Raw genomic sequence first — 22,427 nt, 5'->3', positions numbered from 1 at the left:
TCCTTTATTTTACTTCTTTAGAGTTTGCGCAATTTCTTGGAAGATTTCAATGAACGTTTGAATCGATTCATTTGTGTAGGTGTCCGTAGGAGCATACAAAACTTGTCCTTTAGATACGGCTGTTGTATTTTGAAGTGCCGGAGCGTTGTTAATTACGTCTTGAGCAGGAACACTCTCTTCTCCGCTGGAAGTTGCAGCGTCGCGATCAAGTACGAACATCCAATCCGGATTGCTTTGCGCAATAGCTTCTACAGAAACTTCATCCCCTTGGTGGTCAGTAGTTGCGTTCTCTACCTCCAGTGCTGGAACCCAGCCGAAGATATCGTACAGCGGACCCCATACGCGGCCAGTAGATGGAGCAGCGAAACCAATGTTACCACCAGAAACAATGACGCTCATGACTTTGTCTGTTCCATTGTAAGCTGCTTTCGCGTCAGCCAGCGCTTGATCGAATTCGGCTACCAGTTGAGCTGCTTCTTCATTCTTATCGAAGATTTCACCAAACTTCGTTGTAATCTCTTTGAAGCCGTTGACTAGATTGTCACCTGGCGTGCCATTTTCACCGGATACATCAACGTTTACATCAATGACGGCTGCATTCGGAACAAGCTTCTTAATATCTTCGTAGTAGCCGGAGAAACGTTGACCTACAATCACCAGATCTGGGTTAACCGCAGCGATGACTTCCAGGTTAGGCTCTCTGTGGTTACCGATATCTTGTACCGATTCGTCGGCAACATAAGGGGAATCTTTAGGCATTACCCCTTTAGGTGCAGCCGCGAGCTTAACCCCCCAATCCGCAAGGGTTTCAAACGTTCTGTTATCCAAAGCAACGACGCTCTTCGGATTAACCGGAACCGTTACCGTACCATGGCTATCTGTAAACTCAACGGTCGTTGGTTTTGCTGCTTCCGTCGATTCAGCGGACGTTTCGGTTGCAGTGGAAGCGTTGCTGTTATTTGCTTTCGTATTGCTTTCCCCCGCAGTGTTTGTATTAGAGGAACATGCGGCTAACGCCAATACCAAGATGACCATCAAGATGCTCGTTATGAATCTTTTCATTTGTATGACCTCTCCTTTAAATAAAAATTATATAAATAGAATGATTAACTAGTTGCTCCTGAAAAAGTCGATTTTCAAAAATAGTTTCGGGTTGCTGGCTGGGTTGTGAGGGGGAACTTTCCCTAATGATCGGTTTCCATGTTAGTTTTGGAGCATTTTTGCCGCTCTTTGCAGGTTGTGGGTCAGAATCCCGAAGCCGACCCAGCATTTTGAGCCGACAAAGCCCCGATACCTGCTGCGGTTCAAACCGTACTTCCGCTTGAGAAGACTAATCTTCGCTTCTCCAGCTGCACGGTAACGCTGCAAGTCTTTGAACCATAATTCGTTTTCGTACTCGGATCGGGCAATGCCTTTTTTGCCCTTTCGCGGCAAGCTAGCTCGCTTCACACCAAGTTCGGTAATGGCCGTTTCGTTCTTCTTGCTTGAGAAACCGCGGTCGGTCGCTACAGCTTGCGGCGCTTTGCCGAATTGCTTGATATGCGCCTGTACAGCGGGAACGAGCAGTTCATCATCCGAGGGGTTCCCCTCGTAGACAGCATAGCCGGTCACAAAGCCGCTTTCCGTCTCGTCGATTCGCACCTTGTAGCCGAACTCAGTTCCTTTGGCCAGCTTACCTTTCTTAATCGGTCTTGCTTCCGGGTCAAAGAAACTGACGATCCGATCTGCGATGATTCGATTGCCGGAAACGACCTGTTTGGCTTGTTCCAACAACTTGCCGGTTAGCGTGACCGCCTCGGTCAGTTTGGTTTTACTTTGTCGAAGAGCAGCTTTGCCCTTGTCTTGCAGTTTCTCGATAACGGCTTGCGCCTTGTTCACAACGTTCTCGGCTACTTCGATTACGCTCCCAGTGATCCGGTCAACTTCTTCCCAAGATTCACGGGTGCGGCGACGTAGAACTTTCGCGATGGACAGAATCTTTTCCTTGATTTCTGCCGTACGATCTTCAAAGCCTTGAACAGTGTGGGAGGCGATTTTCCGGATTTTCTGAATCGTTCGAGTGATGACTTTTACGCCATCTTGCAACAGCGTAGCGTCTGTCGGGTGATGGATGTCGGATTCCACAACCGTCGTATCCGTGCGCAATTTGCGGGTTTTCAGAACGGCTTTTTCCTCACACTGCTTTACGAGTGCGGCATTGATGTCTTCGACGATCTTGTCGCCGTAGCGTTTGCGGGCATAGATGAGCGTAGACGGGTCGGGCATCGGTTCGTCGATGGCAAACCGGCAGAACATTCGCCATGTGATGCTGTCACCGACTTCCTTCACGAGTGACTCGTAGCCCAAATTGTATTTATGCTTCAGGACCATAAGACGGATGTACTTTTCAATTGCAAGCGTAGGACGGCCGCTTTTCTTGCCTTTCGGGTGCAACTCAGTAAACGGTTGAAGAAAACGGTCGTCGTCCAGTAATTGATCTATGATTGCAAGCTCGACCGGCAACTTTCTAACAGATTCCGGGAGAATGGCATCCCAGATGGTCAATTGCTCGTCTCGAAGTTTCAACATTTTCTTCACCTCTTGGAAGGATTCCCGAGGGCTTCTGTTGAACTCCTATAGCAAAGGAATTCTTCCCTCGGGGTGTGGAACTTTGTTATCTCGTCAATAACAATTTCCATTTTGAGGTGCTGAATTCCTTTTAATTATGCTCAAAACACCCTAACTTTTTCAGGGGAAACTAACTAAATCCGTATGTACCTTGTTCCATCCTGCATGAATTTACTTCCTTACATCGCAAGTTATCATTCATTGATAATAATTATCATTATCACTGAGTGTTATTGTAGCATCATGAAAAATTAATATCAATACAGAAATTCAAATTTTTTTGCATCTAAAATTAGAGAATATCAAAGTCTACGATCCAGAGAAGGGATAACTATACAGCGGTCGCACAAGGTTAAACAGGTCTGGTTGAGGAGGGGGAGACAGGAAAAAAGCCCAGTCTTGATACGGACTGGGCTTTCAGAATGGGGGTGAACTGCGGTATGGCAAATCGACAATTCGCTGTCGTGTGACGCATTTAAGCTCCGACTTCGCTCACCGCGTGCGGCTCTTCCATGACCGGGCCCATCTCCCCTGTCTTCGGCAAGGTCAGCACAAAGCGCGTCCAGCCTGCGTCACTGTCGAGCGCGAGACTGCCCCCATGCTTCTCTGCGATATGCTTGGCGATCGTCAGGCCAAGCCCTGAGCCGCCATCGCTCTTGCGCGCGGCGTCTCCGCGGACGAACGCCTCGAAGACGCGGGCACGCAATTCAGCGGGGATGCCAACGCCATTATCGGCGACCTCAATCCGCACTGCGTCCTGCCCGTCTATGAGTGACAGCCGCACATGAGTTACCGGCGGATTGTATTTCAGCGCGTTTGCAAGCAGATTGGAGACCGCCCGGTACAGCAACTTCGTATGGATCGGCACGGGCAGCTCGTCCGAAGGAATGTCGAATTCGAACATCATCCCCTTTTCTTCGAACATATCGTAATAGTCTACGGCCATTTCGCGTGTGAACTCTGCAAGATCGCAAACTTTCTTGACGACAGGATAGTCGGGAACCTCCAGCTTCGCCAACTCGAAGACATCGTCGATCAGTTCAGCGACCAGCTTCGTTTTGCTGTGGATAAGACCGAGGGTCCGCTGACGTGCGGCTTCCTCCTTGATGACCCCATGCTGCAGCGCCTCCACGTAACCCTGAATCGTCGTGATTGGCGTTCTCAGATCGTGCGAAATATGGACGAGCATCCGCTGCTTGCTCTCAGCCAGCTGCCGATTGTTCGCTTCAGCTCGCTCCAGCTTTTCCGCCATCTTGTTGAAGCTCTCCTGAATTTGCGCAAGCTCGTAATTCGCTTCGATGTGCAGCCGCTCATGATAGCGCCCATCCGATACGCTGCGGATACCCGCGGCAATCGCGCCAAGCGGGTTGGTCAACCTGACTGCGGCCAAGCGGCTGTACACATAGACGTTGATGCCAAATAGCAGGACGAATAACGCCCCCGTCTCGGCCAAAGCGATCCAAAAGATCCTCTGATAGTTCTCTGTCTTCTCATTGAGCATGAAATCCGCCCGGATCTGCTGTTTCGGCAGCCTGACCAGGACGTAACGACGCTCTCCGTCATTCGTATGGAATGGAGCCATAGACGTATAGTACGGATTGTCGTCCGAATCGTAAAATAAAGCGTTTAGTTCCCCCTCCGTATAGCCCGTCACGTTGCCGTCCCGCTTCTCTCCTCGGACCTCCATGATCCGCAGCTGCTCATCGAGAATTTCCACCCAGCCATCCACCTCTTCAATCACATCGCTCTGGATGTCAGCCGGATCCGGACGAACGATCGCATGCGCTTGCAGCAACGACATATCCTTAGGCATTCGCACGTTGGTTCTTTCCACGAAAAAAAGCAGCAGCACGATGAAGCTCATTCCCAGCGTCAGTGAAAAAATCACGTAGTTCCGAAGCAACATCCCAAACAGCTTTTTTGGTTTACGTTGCATCCAGCTCATCCTTTTTGGCGAACCGGTATCCGAGGCCGCGAACCGTCCTAATGTAAAAGGGTTCCCGCGGCGAATCCTCGATTTTGTCCCGCAGCCGACTGATCTGCACCATAATCGTATTGTCGTCAGCGATATAGGGTTCGGACCACACCTGCTCGAAGATTTGCTTTTTCGTATAGATGCGCCCCGGCTTGCTCATAAACAACTTCAGCAGCTTGTATTCGATCGCGCTCAGCTCGATTGGTTCTCCGCGCTTGTATAACAGGCACGCTTCATGATCCAGGATTAGCTCACCCAGCCGGGTCTCAGCAATGGCCGTGTCCACGCCTGCTCCCGCCGCCGCACCGGCATCGTTAAATTCGTACGTTCTCCGCAAATGCGCCTGAATTCGGGCCACCACCTCCAAAGGACTGAACGGCTTGGCGATAAAATCATCCGCACCGAGGCCAAGCCCGGCAATTTTGTCCGCCTCCTGATTTTTGGCCGACAGAACAATCACCGGAATCCTGGAATGTTTCCGTATCCATTGAAGGAGCTTGAAGCCGTCCACATAAGGCATCATGATATCGATCACCGCCAGGTCGATTGACGCGCGAGCGAACATCTCCATCGCGAATTGTCCGTCATTGGCTTCAAGAACGTGATAATCTGGCTCCAGAAAAAGCTTCAGCATGTCCACGATGTCCTGCTCGTCGTCGACTAACAGTATCGTTTTGGGCATTATTCCACCACCTCACTCCTTCGTATTGTTCGCACCGTAAAGCCGATTTCCTGCTATGTAAGGTTATTGTAAGAAAAGCGACAGGTGGCGGAAAGACGAGGTCTCTATATTGGATGTTGTTGTAACAATCATCTGAGAAAGAGGTCATGATATGGCAGAAACAGAGTTGTCCAGAAGGGGTTCGATCCGAACGTGGCGGGAACGGATTGTCGGGGGGATCAAGCGTCAACCCCCGCTGACTCCGGGCTGGAAAGGAGCATCGATCGCGCTCTTTGGCATAGCTGGCGTCATTTTTCTCATCCAAAGCTATCATCTGATCGGGTCGCGGGGACTGTGGGATTATGTGACCGGGACCGGACTGTTCCTGCTTGCCATTGCTTTAATCGCCATGGTTATTGCTGGAGTGCTGCATCTTGCCAAACGTATGCCTTCGCGGTACATAGGTCTGGCGCTTGCCTCCTTCATCCTGCTGTTCATCAGCTTTATTGGTCCGATGACGGTCATGTTTATCGTCACCTTGTCCGTGCTGGCCGGCTGTTCCTTATCGGGAGCGATGATATCCCGCTGGATCCGGGGTTCATATCGCGAAGCAAAAACACGCACGAAGGTGATAGCCGGAATTGCGACGGCAGTGACCGTTGTGTTTACCCTCTGCACGGGAGCTTGGCTGGTGGATGGCGGGCGCGCGGAACTGGCGAAGCCTTACCGGCTGTCGGTCATGAAAGCACCAGAGCATTACCCGGGAACATTAGCGAATCCTGCGGAGCCGGGGACGTATCCGATCAAAAAACTAACCTACGGCAGCGCAAACGGCTACCGAAAGGTTTTTAACGCAGAAGATTCGCTGATCACGGAGCCGGTGGACGGCTCGGCCTTTGTGGCGAACTGGTCCTCCCTCCGTACAAAGACATTTGGTTTCGGACCGGAAGCGATACCGTTAAACGGGCTGGTCTGGTATCCTGATGGAGAAGGGCCATTTCCACTCGTGATGATCGTGCACGGCAACCATCTCGCCACCGATTATTCAGACCCGGGCTATGCCTATTTGGGGGAACTGCTGGCGAGCCGCGGCTATATCGTCGTGTCGATCGATGAAAATTTTCTCAACACCTCGCCCTTCGACGACCTGTTCATGTTGAACGTGCTGGAGAAGGAAAACCCGGCACGCGGCTGGCTCATGCTGGAGCACTTGAGCGTATGGAAGAAATGGAACGGCACGGTGGGCAACCCGTTCTATGGGAAAGTGGATATGCACCGGATCGCGCTGATCGGCCATTCCCGCGGCGGCGAGGCGGTAACGGTGGCGGCCGCGTACAACCAGTTGCAGTCACCGCCGGAGGACGGCAACATCAAGTTCAATTACGGCTTTGGCATCCGTTCCGTCATCTCGCTTGCGGGTACAGACGGCCAGTACGAGCCGGCAAGTCGGCCGACGGAGCTGACTGATCTCAACTACCTCGCCCTTCAAGGCGCTCACGACATGGACGTCAGTTCCTTCGCCGGAGCAAGCCAGTACAACCGGGTCGATTTTACACCGGGCAGCGATGATTTCAAAGCGTCGGTCTATATCTACGGGGCCAATCACGGGCAATTCAATACGGTGTGGGGGCGGAGCGATGCACCGGGACTCGGCAACCTGCTGTATAACCGGGCCCAGCTGATCCCGCAGGAGGAGCAGCTGCAAGCGGCGAAGGTGCTCATCTCGTCCTTCCTCGATGCAACCTTGTACGGGAGGACCGAATACCGTGCCATTTTCCAAGACCTCGGCCACGCAAGAGAATGGCTGCCGGATACGATGTATATCAACGATTATTTGGACGCCCGGACGACGCTTATCAGCACCTTCGACGAGGATATCGATCTTTCCACAACCACGTTGCCCGGCGGTCAACTGATTGGAGAGCGGCTGACGGAATGGAAAGAAGAACAGGTCGAGATGAAATTCGCCCCCGGTCCGTTCAGCGCCGTTCGCCTCGGTTGGGACCGCGGCAAGGTCGACGGGATCCCTTCCTATACGATCGTCCTGCCCGACACCGGGCTTGCCGTCCCGCCGAATGGCACCCTCGTCTTCTCCATGGCTGATCGGTCGGGTACGCAGGAAGAGCTTGTTGATCTGACCATCGAGGTCGAGGATACAAGCGGCAACACGGCTTCCATGCCACTGAGTGCAGCGGGCGGTCTGCTGCCGATGTTCGAAGGCGGTATCGTAAAATGGCCGTTTACATCGCTGATGCCGACCAAGGAGCCGGTCTTTCAAAACTTCGCTTTCCGGCTATCCGACTTTCGCCACGTCAATCCGTCGTTCCAGCCGGAGCGGATCAGCCGAATCCGTTTCGTGTTTGATCAATCCGCCAACGGCTCGATCTACTTGCGCGATGTCGGCCTTCGTGACGATGCTGCCATCAGCGATGCAGTGAAATCCACAATTGGGAAGGAAAACGAGCGATGACCAAGATAAAGAAGATGGTATCTGCGAAAAAAGTGATGGCCGTTATGGTGCTAGGCTTGATCTCAGGCGCTTTGTTAGGAGCGCAGCAAGCGATGACCTTAACGCCTGAACTGGAAAGTCAAGTAGCGGCTCAGCTCGGGTCGAAGCAAGTGATTATCCTGATCGCTATGCTTCAAACTGCAGCGTTGGCGAGTCTTGCTACAATCGCAGGAGTATGGGCTTCTCCAAAAGTACATTTGAACAAACCGTTTGCTTGGAGCAGAACAAGCATTGCCGCAGCGGTGAGCATCGGACTATTGTCAGCCAGTTTTATTGCCATTGCAGAAAAGCTGGTTTTTGCCGAAAGTTTGGGACTGGCGGAGAGATTTGAATTTTCCTGGCTTTATTTTCTGGGAAGCGTATTGTACGGAGGAATCATTGAGGAGCTTCTGCTCAGATTCGGACTCATGTCGATCATCATATGGCTGGCCAGCAAGCTTACGAAAACTACAGATCGCAATGGCATTTATATCGCGGGGATGGTCATGGCCGCATTGATCTTTGCCGCAGGGCATCTTCCTGCGACTGCACAAATGTTGGGGTTAAGCACCGTTACCGTAATCCGGACGTTATTGCTTAACTTCTTGCCGGGCATCGGATTTGGCTATTTATATTGGAAACACGGATTAGCCTACGCCATGCTCGGACATATCGCCACGCATGTCATCAATCAATTGGTCTTGCTTCCTATATTGTTCAATGTCATGAACTGAGTATAATGAAAATCCACAACCGCTTAAGGTTGTGGATTTGATTTTTTTTAAATCATGCTCAATCCGTAATGCATATATGTGCGTTCGCCTAAGGAGGTTCGAGGGGATTGTAGACATACAGGGCAAATCGGCCATTTGCCGCCGTCGGAAATAGAAAAATCCTCCAACTTATGCGGTAGTGGATTTACATGGTGGAGGCGAGGGGAGTCGTCCCCCTGTCCTATATGTCAATGGGTTTTATGATGTGTTAAAAAGTACCAAGGAGCCATTCAATACGCGTAAAAACTAAAAGTCATTTGACAATTCATTTAGCATTTTCTCGTACTTATGAAGTTTTCTTTGTGCATCGTACTTACTGTAATGTAGAACTTCCCTTTTTGTTAGATATAACAATGTCCACCATTTACTCTTATCGCGTGGTTCCCATATTTTCGCGAGTTCTTCGGGAGTAGCTGTGTTTAGTTCCTGTTCATAGAAATTCAATTCGAATCTTGCATCCGATATCAAATTCTCTAATAGAATTCTTTTAATCCTAACATCATCTACATAGGGTAGCAAACTGCTGAAATATAGTTCAGTTTTGAATTCCTTACCTTCTGAATTTGGACCATAAGCATAAATGGGACTAACGATTTTTTGGTCTTCCAGATAAAATTTCACTTTAAACCAATCGTTTATGTATTCATCAAAGAATAAGGCTCCACCTGGAATTGATTCTAATATAATTTCCATAAATGATGCCCTCCTACATGATATACCGCCCCGGGATCAAAAAAACCGTGTGCTTCTATAGAGTATGAGTGCAACAAGGTAGTCTTTTTCACATTTTCAGTCAGTTCATTATATTTGTAATTATATATGTAATGTTATTACATTGCAATTTGTATTCATAAATTAACACTTTTTGTGTTATGTTATAATCCCTCACTTTCTATCTATACTGATATGTGAGGTGATTCGTGTGAGCAATGATGAGTTCATCATAACTCCAAGGGAAGACAAGACTGTAACGATGTCCATTCGCATTGAAAAAATCCTTCAAGAACAATTAGATGAACTTGCCCGAAAGAGCAATCGTTCTCGGAACGAAATCATTAACATGGCATTGGAATATGCCCTTAAGAATGTAAAGTTTATCGATTCTACAAACGATTAATTCATGTAAATTCAATCATATAACCTTGAAAGCAAAAACCCGCTCGTTGAGCGGGTTTCATTGCATCAAACTAACTTTTTTCAGAAGTGCTCCTAGGATTCCTCAATCCGAATCCCCACCACTTTCTCTGCTAAATCCACATCGGTGTGATCCAGTTGCACTTTCACCTTGCCAAGTCGACGTGCTTCACGCCATTTCCGTAGGTCTTCCTCATTCTCCAGCTTCAATTCCGCAATTTCACTGGCTCGATCAAACATGTACTTGCTTGTGTACAGGCAGGTATATATCCCTTGTCCACCTAGCGCAATGGGCTTGTCCCGCCGCTCCCACCGTTCGATCGTAAACTTAACATACAGCTCCTCTTCCGTCCCGGGCCGAGCCGGCCGTTCCTTAATTTCCCGTCTCCGGACCACCTTCCAATCCAGAACGCGACCAAACCAATGAATCCCCGTATTCCCGGGACCTTGGAACTTCTTGCGAGATTGGCACATCGCGATGTATTCGATTTGAGTCAGCAGCTTGTGGTCGACGATATTTTTCAACGGCATATGGTAAAAACGGAGCTTCAGCGCCATTTCCAGCTGGGAAGGCTCCCTGAGAGAACCCACCAGGACATTTTTGCCCGCAAACTTATTGTAGTAATATTCCTTCGTCCCGCTGGGGCGAGTGGAACGTTCATAGGCTTTCTCCGGGCTGTCTTGAATGATCTCATCCAGCAGTTGTTCCATCAGACCGGTTGTGTTCGGCAGAAACGGGATCGCCCCGATGTTGACGAGCTGAATGCTTTTGTAAAAAGGATGCTCCTTAAACTTCACCTCATCCGGATACGGAAAAAGCACATACGCTCCAAACATACTCCGCTCGTAATCACCGTTCCGTTGATCCTGGTACACAATCGCATCCCGATAGCGGTGCATTATGTTGATGTCTTCCTCTTCAGGACCTGGCTGCTTGTACTTCTTCCAGTAAGGCGTCCCCTCATAGGCTGAATTCAAGCGATATTTGGCATCAAAAATATACTTATACTCAATCGCCGCGTCATTCTTTTTTAATGTCAGCACATTATCCGGTTTCTGTGCCAACGTAGTGTGGCTGTCTCCCGGTGGCAGAGAATTATAGTAGAGGGTAAACACCTCTCCATTTCGCGGATTCCGATACACCATCTTCGCCTTCCGTCCCTGGTTCAACGTCACAAATAGACCGTTTCGATTTACCTTAATCAGATCCTGGCTTACCAGCTCATATTTTCGCCGCATCAAATCATGAATTTTCAGGAAACACCAGTACTCATACAATTGCGCCAGATCCTTCATCGACAACCGGAACAAATCGCCTTGGATCGAGAGCCCCTTCATCAGCAAGAGATAAATCCGATAGACCTCCCGATACCCCGGAGCCATCTGTAGGACCAGGGATAGCGAAACCTGCTTCATATCCCCAACTTGCAAAAAATCCTGTCTCAACAGTCGCAGTAACTGCGAGCTCATCATGTCGACTTTCTTCAGCAATACGGGGTCCACGCTTTCTTTCCTTGCTGCATGGGATCGTAACTCCTTCAATTTCGAAGTGATGCGAAGTAAGGCCCAGCGGATGAATCGATTTTCCGCCGTATCGAAGTCCCTATACCGCCGGGTCTCAAGCACATGCGTAGGTAGCTCCTGCCCAGGAACACACAGCTCTGGCCGTTTGCGCAAAAAAGCGATATTCTCCTTCCCTACCCGCTTCGCCTTCGATGCTTCCACAAGATGAGGTTCACGGCGCATTTTGTAGTGGGGAGCGTTTTTGATGCGGTCGACACCTTGGGTCAACTGCCCAAAAACCTGCTGTAATATCGTAAAAAACTCCGTCACACTCTGATGTCGTGTCTCCCTTAACCCGGTAAGATGAAACGTCTTACGCAGAAAGTCAAAAGACAGATTATAAATCTGCTCATTCACCTCTCGCAAAATCACTTCGTAATCGCGTTTGTAGTCCATTTTGGACGGAAACACTTCAAGCTGCAGCTTAAAGATCACTTCGCCATGCAAGCGAAGCTCCAACTCCGACAAGCCAACCTCATTTTGAAAGTTAAGTACCCCGGACAAGATCCGGCCACGACTCCCTATTGGTTTCACAGCTTGACGTAAGTGAAGATTTTCATGGAAAAATACGATTGGTAGATCCTCCTGCTTCTTCTCCACCACGAATTCATAAGGTTGTGTTTCAAAAAACAGAGGCTCTGCCGGATCGCCCGGATTCCAAGTCTGAAGATCCATCGTCTGATGAGAAAAGACCTCAATCGAAGTCATCTCCACTTTCGGAGATGGGACATCGATTTGGAAATGGGCATCCACCCACACATCCCCTTCTTGCCGATGAAGCTGCATCGTTTCGACGGTCGGATGAAATGGCTTCCCTTTGATATACAAATCAAACAGATTCGTCTCTATGCGTAGTAACTCTATTGGCGCATTACGATAACCAGTAAGAGGTGAATCCATCTTCTTCTAGCCTCCGTAACATCGAAGCGATTTTCCTTGCACTACGCAGATACTTGGCCCGATCGAGTAGGGGTTTGAGCTTATCGCCCTCGAACAATGAGGTCGTGTCCTCCAAATACTCATTGACGGTAAAAGAAGAATCCACACACTCCCGCATCAAATTCAGAAGAACTCTCCGGATCGAAGCGCTGCTGCCTTGAATGCGAGGAAGTATTTTCTGGAGCAACTGGTGATCAAACGCCTCATCCTCGGCCAGCAATCCAAACCGTTGATTATAGAGCATATAGAAGCACACCGCATCCCGAATGCGAAAACCAACATGCGCATGGATCTCCTCCAAAATGCTGTTGATCTTCATTAGCTTTTCGGTCGTACTACTAATCAGATCTTTGGAATCCGCATTATAGGCATCTACTAGCTGCAGATAATCACTTCTTAGGAACCGATTAGGTGTTGCCTCTGGACGTGGCCCCGCCCCTAACTCCTCGTCAGGAAACTGATCTAAAAAGATATCATTAAACTCGATGGTATTTGCCCGGTCGAGCACCTTTTTACTGAAAGGATGCGTCGTCTCGTCCATATTGACCGTTCCGATCAAGTACACATTCTCCGGAATCGACAGATTGCCATACACTTCTTGATCCTCATCCTGCACGAACGAGCTGCTGTGAATGATTGGAGCGGTAGCAATACGTCCGTCGCGCCATTCCTGAGTCTCCAAAATGCTGAGCATATCACTGAAATAGTGCTCTACTCGAGCTAAGTTCATCTCATCCAGGCAGATGAAATAAGGTTTGCTCGGGTTACGGGAGGCCTCTAACAACACCTCAGTAACACGCCCTGGACGAAACTTGCCGGACAAGTCACTGTAGCCAATCAAATCCGACGGATCACTCCAATCCGGCCGGACCGGAATTAGCGTAAACTGTCCATTCTCCGAAGTCGCTCCCAACGCCTCCGCAAAGAGCTTAATCAGCTTGGTTTTCCCGGTTCCCGATACGCCTGCAAGGATGACGAAAGGTTTGGTTTTGAGGGAGAGGTAGAAGTTTTCGATCAATCCTGTAGGATAGGCAAACCCCTTATTTTGAATGTACGATTGGATTCTATCCAAATGCCCACGAACTGCCTCATCATCCATGTTCTCTTCCACCGTTTCCAAAGGAAATTCTGGATCTTCGATCTGATCTGTTTGAAGCTTCCGTTCGACGTATGCTTGGTATGTCGTCATTAGCTGTTCTAGATCAGCAATTAATTGCTCATCGCTCGGAATATGAGACGCATCGTATCGCTTATAAGCGACCGTCGAAACTTGATAGTCGCGCCCCAAGCCTGCCTCAGTGAGATGGATATTTTCATCTTTGGAGAAGCCTTGAAAATCGAGACTCTCCCTTAATTCCGCCACCTTTTGCTGTAGGAACTTGTATCCTTCTTTTCTCCCTCGCTCCTGAATAGGTTTCGTGACCCCTTGGTTAAAGGTCAGGTAGACCGCGCTCATGTCCTCTGCAAATAAGTAGACGATATACTCCCCGTACTGGGTAGACTTCGTAATTCGAGTGTCCATAAGGGCCAGCCAAGGAACCGTTGCCCAATTGCCTTGTCCCACAGAACCCTGAATCCGAATATGCTCTGAAATAAAAGGAAGCGATTGGAGCTGTTCTGGTAACGTTTTTCTGAACAAAACACCTAAATCATGATTCGCAAAAGTCTCAGTTTTTGCTTGAGAATAGGTTTGCAAGATATGGACCAAACTCTCCTTAAGGGAAAAGCTTGGCCCCTGCTCCAGGTGCCTATGATACAGGTCCAATTCACGGTTAGCATAATCTTGAAGTTCGAACAGCACTGCCTCCCCTTGCGACCACACCGAATTCGCAAACGTCAAAAAAGCCCCGTCCGCCTGTTTAACAACAACCGAACGAAGCGCTTCTATTGGGGTATCGAGCAGGGATCTCACCTGAAATAGGTTCATGGACTCCCACCGGGTTGATAAATATGACGGCGGTGAATCTACAACATCACCACTGCTCTCTCTATATTGATAGTAGGTCAGGAACCGCCGGGCTACATCATCAAACTTAAGCATCTGATCATGCGTTTCCCGCCAAGTATCAATCATCGAATTCACAAGCACCATTTTGTAGGACTTTTGCTTAGAACGAAATATATTGGATAATTCAACTGGAAGTGACATGCTTTGCCCTCCGGGATAGTGATATATAGCAATAATTGCTTATTGCAGAGATACTAAGTATAGTTACTCTTCCACCTAGATATAAACTAGTCAGTATTACTAAACCTATTTCAGATAGATTTTTTGAACTAAAGGAGCTTCTTTTCCGCCTTGTAGAGGGTAATATAATCATCTTAAAGCTCCCGGTAAATCTTCATTAGTATTGATTATTTACGCTCCTGAAGATTAATTCTTGTAAATTTGAAAGAAAATGCGAAAAAGATAAGCCTTCCTTCATGTTATATAGTGAGGGGGCCCTTCTTTCCATTCATGTTTGGCCTCTTCATTATTGACCCCATTGGCCATAATTAGGGCTTGCTGAAAGCTTGAAAAATTGCTAAAAACCGCATCACAACAAGGGATATGGGCTCATCCTGTCGAATTAATATGCAAAGGAAATGCAGATAATGAGAGCCAAAACCTTGCAGATGGAGTGACGAACGTGTACAAGCCGACGGCGCACCTGGAAAACCAAATGATATTGCCCGACGACTTCTTTCTGCCCTTCGGCGGGAAGCTGGACAAAGAGAATCGTTGGGTTCAGTTGGCAGGATTGATCCCGTGGGCGCACGCTGAGAAAAACTACGGCAAGTTCTTCAAAGACACGTTTCGCGGGCAGCACACGCTCAGCTTGCGCATGGGGCTTGGCGCTCTCATCATTCAAGAGCGGATGCAACTGACAGATCGGGAGACGCTTGCTTCGATCAGCGAAAATCCGTACATGCAATACTTCATCGGCCTTTCCGGATTCGAAATGAAGCCGCCCTTCCATCACTCCATGATGACGCATTTCCGTAAGCGCCTGAAGGATGTGCTCGCTGAAATCAATGAGATCGTGGCTACCGAAGGCGCTAAGGAAATTCAGGACGATGACGAAGACGACACGAACGGCAGAATGGGCGGCAAAGGAAAACGAGCAAGCAAGAAGATTGCCGCTTCCGAGACGGCCGAGCAGCAAACGATGTTTGACGAAGTGCAAGCCCATGCCAAGGCATCGGACCCGGCTTCTTCAGAGCATACCTTCCTGGAACAAGCCATAGAATCAGCGAATGAGCAGATGCCCGCGAACGAGCCCGTTTCCGAAGAAGGACAAGAGTCCGTCACTGAAGCGGAATCGCCGCTCGCTCCCAATGAAGGCACGATGATGGTGGATGCCACATGCGCACCTGCGGATGTCGCTTATCCGACCGACCTGAATCTGTTGAATGAAGCGCGGGAGAAGCTCGAAGCCATTATCGATACGCTGCACGAACCGGTTATGGGTCAAGTACCAAAACCGCGAACCTACAGGGAAAAAGCACGCAAGCAGTATCTGGCGGTCTCCAAGCAACGCCGTCCGGGGCCGAAAGTGATTCGCAAAGCGATCAGGCGGCAGCTTGGATACGTCGGGCGAAATTTGACCATCATCGCCGAGCAGGCGAAAGCGCAGCCGCTTACACTGCTTAGCCGCAAAGCCTATCGCGACTTGTTGGTCATTCATGAACTGTATCGCCAGCAGCTTCAGATGTACAACGGTCGTACCCATCAGATCGAAGATCGGATCGTCAGCATTCACCAGCCGCATGTCAGGCCGATCGTGCGCGGGAAAGCCAAAGCGCGAGTCGAGTTTGGAGCCAAGATCGCTGTCAGCATGACGAAAGGCTATGCGTTCCTTGATCGTATGTCTTGGGACAATTTCAACGAGAGCACGACGCTCATCGAGGCGATCGAGAAGTACCGCAGCCGCATGGGGTACTACCCGGCGGTCGTACAAGCAGATCAAATCTATCGCACACGCGAGAACCGGAACTTCTGCAAACAGCACGGCATTCGGCTTAGCGGACCGGCTTTGGGGCGACCGCCGAAAGAGGGTCAGACAAGTGAGCAGCGGCATCTTGCTAAACAAGATGCCGGACAGCGAAACGCAATCGAAGGCAAATTCGGAGAAGGCAAGCGCAAGTACGGGCTTGGCCGTATTCGAGCGCGCCTTGCACAGACGAGCGAGTCCGTCATCACGCTGCAATTGCTGGTGATGAATCTGGAACGCAGGCTGCGCGTTCTCTTTTGCTTCATTTTTGCCATACTGCTCCGCCGTCGCCCGGCACTGAATTTCAGGTAAACAATCGTTCAGCAAGCCCTAATTAGTTGCTCCTGAAAAAGTCGATTTTCAAAAATAGTTTCGGGTTGCTGGCTGGGTTGTGAGGGGGAACTTTCCCTAATGATCGGTTTCCATGTTAGTTTTGGAGCATTTTTGCCGCTCTTTGCAGGTTGTGGGTCAGAATCCCGAAGCCGACCCAGCATTTTGAGCCGACAAAGCCCCGATACCTGCTGCGGTTCAAACCGTACTTCCGCTTGAGAAGACTAATCTTCGCTTCTCCAGCTGCACGGTAACGCTGCAAGTCTTTGAACCATAATTCGTTTTCGTACTCGGATCGGGCAATGCCTTTTTTGCCCTTTCGCGGCAAGCTAGCTCGCTTCACACCAAGTTCGGTAATGGCCGTTTCGTTCTTCTTGCTTGAGAAACCGCGGTCGGTCGCTACAGCTTGCGGCGCTTTGCCGAATTGCTTGATATGCGCCTGTACAGCGGGAACGAGCAGTTCATCATCCGAGGGGTTCCCCTCGTAGACAGCGTAGCCGGTCACAAAGCCGCTTTCCGTCTCGTCGATTCGCACCTTGTAGCCGAACTCAGTTCCTTTGGCCAGCTTACCTTTCTTAATCGGTCTTGCTTCCGGGTCAAAGAAACTGACGATCCGATCTGCGATGATTCGATTGCCGGAAACGACCTGTTTGGCTTGTTCCAACAACTTGCCGGTTAGCGTGACCGCCTCGGTCAGTTTGGTTTTACTTTGTCGAAGAGCAGCTTTGCCCTTGTCTTGCAGTTTCTCGATAACGGCTTGCGCCTTGTTCACAACGTTCTCGGCTACTTCGATTACGCTCCCAGTGATCCGGTCAACTTCTTCCCAAGATTCACGGGTGCGGCGACGTAGAACTTTCGCGATGGACAGAATCTTTTCCTTGATTTCTGCCGTACGATCTTCAAAGCCTTGAACAGTGTGGGAGGCGACTTTCCGGATTTTCTGAATCGTTCGAGTGATGACTTTTACGCCATCTTGCAACAGCGTAGCGTCTGTCGGGTGATGGATGTCGGATTCCACAACCGTCGTATCCGTGCGCAATTTGCGGGTTTTCAGAACGGCTTTTTCCTCACACTGCTTTACGAGTGCGGCATTGATGTCTTCGACGATCTTGTCGCCGTAGCGTTTGCGGGCATAGATGAGCGTAGACGGGTCGGGCATCGGTTCGTCGATGGCAAACCGGCAGAACATTCGCCATGTGATGCTGTCACCGACTTCCTTCACGAGTGACTCGTAGCCCAAATTGTATTTATGCTTCAGGACCATAAGACGGATGTACTTTTCAATTGCAAGCGTAGGACGGCCGCTTTTCTTGCCTTTCGGGTGCAACTCAGTAAACGGTTGAAGAAAACGGTCGTCGTCCAGTAATTGATCTATGATTGCAAGCTCGACCGGCAACTTTCTAACAGATTCCGGGAGAATGGCATCCCAGATGGTCAATTGCTCGTCTCGAAGTTTCAACATTTTCTTCACCTCTTGGAAGGATTCCCGAGGGCTTCTGTTGAACTCCTATAGCAAAGGAATTCTTCCCTCGGGGTGTGGAACTTTGTTATCTCGTCAATAACAATTTCCATTTTGAGGTGCTGAATTCCTTTTAATTATGCTCAAAACACCCTGACTTTTTCAGGGGAAACTAATTAGAGACGAACATCAATACATTATCTCATATACGCAAATTGATCATTTGAAATACCATTCGAACTTCTCCTCAAAATTTTCATCGAAAGCAAAGAAATCACAAGTTCCAGAGTTTTTAAGGAGTTTATAAAATAATTCTATAGTATTTATTGATACTATATGGTTATCCCTTATTTTGCAGCAGGTTAGATACAATCTCTCTATCGCTCTCGAAACAGAAACAAAGAACGTACATAATTCTTCACTAGGGTTATTTTCATATCCAAAGAACGCCTGGTCCTCTACGCCCAAAACAAATACCGTATTGAATTCTAATCCTTTGCTTTTGTGAATAGACATTATTGGGATGGAACCTTCGCCATTAAAACGTTCGATTGATAAAACCCAGTCATTGCAAAGTTCGTATTCCTTCCATATTAAATCACCAAACTTCTGGGTAAGGTATGAAATATACGCATTATTGTATTGTCGGTATTGTCCGTGTAATAAATCACGATCAAAATAATCAAGAATAGTTTCTAATCGTTTCATAAACTCTTCTTTGTTCTGAACGGTTTTCATCTTATTTCGGAACGATGAAAGAAAACTGTTAAAGCTCTCTTCTACATTCTGATGTAATTGTAATTGATTTGCAGATCGCAAGTTATAACCTTTTATGCTTTTTAGCAAATTAACCGAAAAAATCCATTCGTCAGGAAATGAGTCTCCTGCAGCCAGCAAAAGAACCGACTTAAGCAAAGTTATGAGATCCTCTTTCAACAAATCCTGGTAAGGTTCTTCCAATCTCGCTTCCAAACCATGGCGTTTTAATTCCCTGATAAGAGCGGAGGAATATTCACTTGGTCTTACCCTTGCCAAAATACAAATATCACGGGCCTGAACACCGTCAATAGCCATCAGACTCAATATTTTCTTTGCAGTCATCAATGCTTCATCGTCCTCATTCTTAAATCGCCAGACTTCAGCAACCCCTTCATCAACTTCCCATCTAGTACTGCAATTAATTGGTATCTCTTCTTCTGTTAAGTATTTAACTATAGGTTTCTGGAGTTCGACTAGCCTAGGTGCCGAACGATGATTGACGAGCAAGGTCTCTGTCAGCGCGTTAAATTCGATCGAGAATTTTTCAAACACATTTTCAAGAGCACCTGCCCATCCCATAACCCTTTGCTTCTTGTCTCCAACTGCCGTTATGATACAGCCTGATCCCCCGAAGCACGTTTTAATAAGGTCGAAGTGATGTGCTGGTGTGTCTTGAAATTCATCCAAAAACACATATTGATAGCTCATTTGAATCGATTTTCGGATCATTGGATTTAAGCGAACAATCATTTCGGCCAAGCGGGAAATCATAGAAAATGTTAACTTCGGTTCGAGCATGTCGCTGCCTTTTAACAATATCGGCCATACACGCCTTGCAATGTCACCATACGGAGTGTCCACTGCTGGAAGTTTGTATTCAGTAAAATAACGGCCTGAAAAGTAAAATTTGTTGTTAGCTTCTTGCCAATATCCTGCTTTATTCAAGGCATTTTTAATATCTGTCTGATTTGCAATATCATAATATTGTGATGGTTGGTACTCATCAGGAAGCAGGTTGCGGAATTGGTCGAGAATTGATTTAGCAAAAGCATCATACGTCCGAGAGTCAAAACGAACGGCCAGCAAATTACCGCATCGTTCTACCACTCTATCAGTCAAATTCCCAGCAGCATCCACTTTATAGCTTAGAGCCAATATTTTCCTAGGGAATACGCAAGTATTGGTCTGCAGCAAGAAAGATGCCCGCTGAGCAAGTAGTTCCGTTTTGCCTGCACCTGGACCTGCAGATACAAGAACATTACGATTAGACTTGATAATCCTAAGGCTTTCCGGCTCAAATGAGAGATTTGCTGCTGGCATCCATTGCTCCGAAGAAATGTATTTATTCACTAGTTTCACCCCTATCATTGAGCCTGGATAGTATAGCTCTCGACATATGAATGAATACTTCCGGAAGACTTGCCCGGAGCATTTCATCTTTCATTTGCGAAAGCATTTTCATATGGATCACAGGCTTTCCTCGATAGAGGAAAAAATATTTGTACCAGATCATTAATTCCTTTTGAGCATCACTATAATTGACACCCTTCTTTTTCGCATCCTTAAGCGTGCTTGCCACATCATGAAGAACCCTTTCATCAAATTCTGCACTTTGTTTCAAATCTGTGGTCAATTCCTGAATAGCATACTGTTTCTGTCCTAGCCTTATTTGAGGGCCTTCCCCCTTTTCTAGTACCGCAATATAAGCCTCCTTATAAGACTCTAGCATCATAAAATCGATATCCAATGGATAGCTGAAAAAGACATGAAAATTTTCTAGGTATTTGATCCAGCCTAGCATTATATCTAGTGATTTTTCCCAAGTATGCATTTTTTCCAGATCCTCTAGTGTTAACCGCCCAGTCGCCGTAGTAAGCAATTTATCCTCATCGACACCGTTAAGTAATAGTTGCTGGATTACATACTTTATTCTGCCCCAATCCCCGCCTCCACGCTCCAAGTCAAAGTCAAGCAAAGTTATATATGGAATATCAAGCTGAGCAAGAAGACGCCAAAAATGGTTAACATGCCTACCACCCAATGGAACAATGGCAATTTCATGAGTATTGATATCCAGACTAATAAGGTCCATAATACGCGGAAGAATGACTTCTTCACTATCTCCCTCACCTAGTATCACCAGACTGGAGAAGTAAATCTCCGGATATGCTTTTACAGCCTCCTTAACGTATTTAAATGCTTCATCGTCGTCCTCTGGAAGTAAAATTGTCCGCGAAATGGTCGATTTCAGTTCAGAGCACATTCGGAAATGGCGTATTTCAGTAGGATCAATACGTTTTATTATGGCAGGGTTATGTGAAGACAGGATTACTTGAGCATTGTTACTGTCTGCTATAATACGAAGATTTTGAATGATTTTTCCTAACAAATGAGGCGCTACATGATTCTCTGGTTCCTCGACGGCCACAATCGTTAAACAGGGCGGAATAATGCTAAAAGTGCGCTCGTCAATGGACTTATTCGGATCATTTATCATCTCTTCAAGCGTATCTTGCTCTGTTTGCAAAAGTGAGGCAACCAGTGAGAAGTAAAATAAGGAACGCAATCCATCCCCGAGTTTATCCACAGTGTATCCAGTCCCAATTTCTGAAGGGGAGAAAAACGGATCAATTTTCTTTAGAATGCTATCAATATCCTGGGTGTTGAAGTGTAGATCGATCTCAGAGTAACGTTTGTCCTTATGAAAGGTTTGCCACTGTTCTTTCAAGATTTCCTTAACGCGCGAGACACCAGAATGCCTGGAGAAAGAATCCTTAACATGCTGCATCTGAGCAGAGATTTCCTGTTTGAAAGAATTATCGAAGTTAATTCGCTGAATAAGTCTCCATAGTAAAGTACCAGTGACCATACGAAGTTGAGTAGAGGGATCACGTAATGCCGGGACGTATATCATTTTGATCAATGATAATTGAGCTTGCGTCACGCCCTTTTTATTTTCGTTAGAAATTGGAGTTCCCTCAGGAGCGACTACAAAGAATGTGCTAGTCTCAATTAATCCTTCAGGCTGGTTACTTCTTATCCATTTTGATTCTAATCGAATACGTATATATGGAGGTTGGTTCGATCCTTGCTCAGCTACAAAGTTAGTGAAAAAGCTAGGGATAGTGTATCTCTCAACTCCGTTTTCTACTATCACCTCCGGAAACTCAAACACAGCTTCAATACTCAGATCAGTCTCGTTCACGGAATCCGGATTGACATCGAAAGGAATATGGAAATCAACTCGTGTAATTTCTCTATCTTTTGTTGTATCACCAAACAAACGGAGAAGAGCTTGGAAAAATGTTGTCTTACCGCTACTATTACTGCCGATAAGCGCTGTCATATCACTAACGGTAATTGTAGTTTCTTTATCACCAAAAGATCTAAAATTACGGATTTTAACTTTAGCTAACTTCATAACACCCTCCAATGTAGCGATTTTAAATCTAATATATCACATCACACCTCCTAGTCTCTTCCAAAAAAATAAAGGAAACATAATAGAGGAAAACTCTTTAATGTGGCCGTTGATTAATAGATCATTTAAAAGCATCTGGAATAAATCACTTGTGATTACTTATAGAAACATAAAATCCTCAACTAATTTGGTTGTGGATTTTAATAATGGATAAACCGTGGTATTGGTCACAGTTCATCGTAAAAGTGTCGCATTTAAGCTCCGACTTCGCTCCTGGTTAATTAGTATATGTGAAAATATAATAGTAATAAGATATAATATTATTGTAGGGATGTATTTTTTAA

14 protein-coding genes are annotated in these 22,427 nt (G+C 47.4%); 4 read left to right on the top strand and 10 right to left on the bottom strand.

From position 1 onward, the window contains the following. Window positions 1-9 precede the first annotated feature (9 nt). The 4 genes from NSQ80_RS01355 to NSQ80_RS01340 form a co-directional block, all read right to left on the bottom strand. Window positions 10-1,062 carry an ABC transporter substrate-binding protein gene (locus NSQ80_RS01355; protein ID WP_260071194.1) on the bottom strand — a complete coding sequence of 351 codons (1,053 nt, stop codon included), beginning with the start codon at window positions 1,060-1,062 and terminating at the stop codon, window positions 10-12. 141 nt (window positions 1,063-1,203) lie between these two features. After that, complete coding sequence (locus NSQ80_RS01350; RefSeq protein ID WP_339300023.1) at window positions 1,204-2,568, bottom strand: ISNCY family transposase; 1,365 nt, start codon at window positions 2,566-2,568, stop codon at window positions 1,204-1,206. 514 nt (window positions 2,569-3,082) lie between these two features. After that, complete coding sequence (locus NSQ80_RS01345) at window positions 3,083-4,543, bottom strand: HAMP domain-containing sensor histidine kinase (protein ID WP_339301030.1); 1,461 nt, start codon at window positions 4,541-4,543, stop codon at window positions 3,083-3,085. After that, window positions 4,533-5,264 (bottom strand): response regulator transcription factor, encoded by a 732-nt coding sequence (locus NSQ80_RS01340; protein WP_339301028.1) that lies wholly within the window; start codon window positions 5,262-5,264, stop codon window positions 4,533-4,535. Before NSQ80_RS01340 ends, NSQ80_RS01345 begins: the two co-directional genes overlap by 11 nt. A gap of 151 nt (window positions 5,265-5,415) precedes the next feature. Between NSQ80_RS01340 and NSQ80_RS01335 the strand changes: the two genes are divergently transcribed. Both NSQ80_RS01335 and NSQ80_RS01330 read left to right on the top strand, forming a co-directional pair. Continuing rightward, on the top strand, window positions 5,416-7,713 hold the full coding sequence (locus NSQ80_RS01335) for an MFS transporter (RefSeq protein WP_339301026.1): 2,298 nt from the start codon (window positions 5,416-5,418) through the stop codon (window positions 7,711-7,713). Further along, window positions 7,710-8,465, top strand: a complete 756-nt coding sequence (locus NSQ80_RS01330; RefSeq protein ID WP_339301024.1) for a CPBP family intramembrane glutamic endopeptidase — start codon at window positions 7,710-7,712, stop codon at window positions 8,463-8,465. The genes NSQ80_RS01335 and NSQ80_RS01330 overlap by 4 nt, the downstream gene beginning before the upstream one ends. 285 nt (window positions 8,466-8,750) lie before the next feature. Here the strand turns inward: NSQ80_RS01330 and NSQ80_RS01325 are convergent, their stop codons facing one another. Continuing rightward, window positions 8,751-9,197 (bottom strand): hypothetical protein, encoded by a 447-nt coding sequence (locus tag NSQ80_RS01325; protein WP_323078576.1) that lies wholly within the window; start codon window positions 9,195-9,197, stop codon window positions 8,751-8,753. 280 nt (window positions 9,198-9,477) lie between these two features. On the opposite strand from NSQ80_RS01325, the gene NSQ80_RS01320 reads away from it, so the two are divergent. Continuing rightward, entirely contained in the window at window positions 9,478-9,621 is a 144-nt protein-coding gene (locus NSQ80_RS01320; protein WP_084770855.1) for a ribbon-helix-helix protein, CopG family, read from the top strand. Window positions 9,622-9,713: 92 nt separating this feature from the next. On the opposite strand, the gene NSQ80_RS01315 is transcribed toward NSQ80_RS01320, so the two are convergent. Continuing rightward, window positions 9,714-12,101 carry a DUF2357 domain-containing protein gene (locus NSQ80_RS01315; protein WP_339301022.1) on the bottom strand — a complete coding sequence of 796 codons (2,388 nt, stop codon included), beginning with the start codon at window positions 12,099-12,101 and terminating at the stop codon, window positions 9,714-9,716. Then, entirely contained in the window at window positions 12,073-14,289 is a 2,217-nt protein-coding gene (locus NSQ80_RS01310; RefSeq protein ID WP_339301020.1) for a DUF3578 domain-containing protein, read from the bottom strand. Before NSQ80_RS01310 ends, NSQ80_RS01315 begins: the two co-directional genes overlap by 29 nt. Before the next feature lie 481 nt (window positions 14,290-14,770). On the opposite strand from NSQ80_RS01310, the gene NSQ80_RS01305 reads away from it, so the two are divergent. Next, window positions 14,771-16,426: an IS5 family transposase gene (locus NSQ80_RS01305; RefSeq protein ID WP_339301019.1), complete on the top strand. Its 1,656-nt coding sequence runs from the start codon at window positions 14,771-14,773 to the stop codon at window positions 16,424-16,426. Window positions 16,427-16,541: 115 nt separating this feature from the next. Here the strand turns inward: NSQ80_RS01305 and NSQ80_RS01300 are convergent, their stop codons facing one another. The 3 genes from NSQ80_RS01300 to NSQ80_RS01290 form a co-directional block, all read right to left on the bottom strand. Then, complete coding sequence (locus NSQ80_RS01300) at window positions 16,542-17,906, bottom strand: ISNCY family transposase (RefSeq protein WP_019007868.1); 1,365 nt, start codon at window positions 17,904-17,906, stop codon at window positions 16,542-16,544. 216 nt (window positions 17,907-18,122) lie between these two features. Continuing rightward, entirely contained in the window at window positions 18,123-20,012 is a 1,890-nt protein-coding gene (locus NSQ80_RS01295; RefSeq protein ID WP_339301017.1) for an ATP-dependent helicase, read from the bottom strand. Further along, window positions 20,005-22,083 carry an AAA family ATPase gene (locus NSQ80_RS01290; protein WP_339301015.1) on the bottom strand — a complete coding sequence of 693 codons (2,079 nt, stop codon included), beginning with the start codon at window positions 22,081-22,083 and terminating at the stop codon, window positions 20,005-20,007. Before NSQ80_RS01290 ends, NSQ80_RS01295 begins: the two co-directional genes overlap by 8 nt. Window positions 22,084-22,427: the final 344 nt, after the last annotated feature.

The sequence above is a fragment of the Paenibacillus sp. FSL K6-2441 genome, from assembly GCF_037964765.1.
Classification (GTDB): Bacteria; Bacillota; Bacilli; order Paenibacillales; family Paenibacillaceae; genus Fontibacillus; species Fontibacillus phoenicis.
The sequence above is the reverse complement of the archived record's forward strand: the minus strand, read 5'-3'. Positions and strand labels throughout refer to the sequence as shown.

Coding starts and splice junctions, on each gene's coding strand:
- NSQ80_RS01355 (WP_260071194.1), bottom strand. CDS start 1,062: ATGAAAAGATTCATAACGAGCATCTTGATGGTCATCTTGGTATTGGCG.
- NSQ80_RS01350 (WP_339300023.1), bottom strand. CDS start 2,568: ATGTTGAAACTTCGAGACGAGCAATTGACCATCTGGGATGCCATTCTC.
- NSQ80_RS01345 (WP_339301030.1), bottom strand. CDS start 4,543: ATGCAACGTAAACCAAAAAAGCTGTTTGGGATGTTGCTTCGGAACTAC.
- NSQ80_RS01340 (WP_339301028.1), bottom strand. CDS start 5,264: ATGCCCAAAACGATACTGTTAGTCGACGACGAGCAGGACATCGTGGAC.
- NSQ80_RS01335 (WP_339301026.1), top strand. CDS start 5,416: ATGGCAGAAACAGAGTTGTCCAGAAGGGGTTCGATCCGAACGTGGCGG.
- NSQ80_RS01330 (WP_339301024.1), top strand. CDS start 7,710: ATGACCAAGATAAAGAAGATGGTATCTGCGAAAAAAGTGATGGCCGTT.
- NSQ80_RS01325 (WP_323078576.1), bottom strand. CDS start 9,197: ATGGAAATTATATTAGAATCAATTCCAGGTGGAGCCTTATTCTTTGAT.
- NSQ80_RS01320 (WP_084770855.1), top strand. CDS start 9,478: ATGTCCATTCGCATTGAAAAAATCCTTCAAGAACAATTAGATGAACTT.
- NSQ80_RS01315 (WP_339301022.1), bottom strand. CDS start 12,101: ATGGATTCACCTCTTACTGGTTATCGTAATGCGCCAATAGAGTTACTA.
- NSQ80_RS01310 (WP_339301020.1), bottom strand. CDS start 14,289: ATGTCACTTCCAGTTGAATTATCCAATATATTTCGTTCTAAGCAAAAG.
- NSQ80_RS01300 (WP_019007868.1), bottom strand. CDS start 17,906: ATGTTGAAACTTCGAGACGAGCAATTGACCATCTGGGATGCCATTCTC.
- NSQ80_RS01290 (WP_339301015.1), bottom strand. CDS start 22,083: ATGAAGTTAGCTAAAGTTAAAATCCGTAATTTTAGATCTTTTGGTGAT.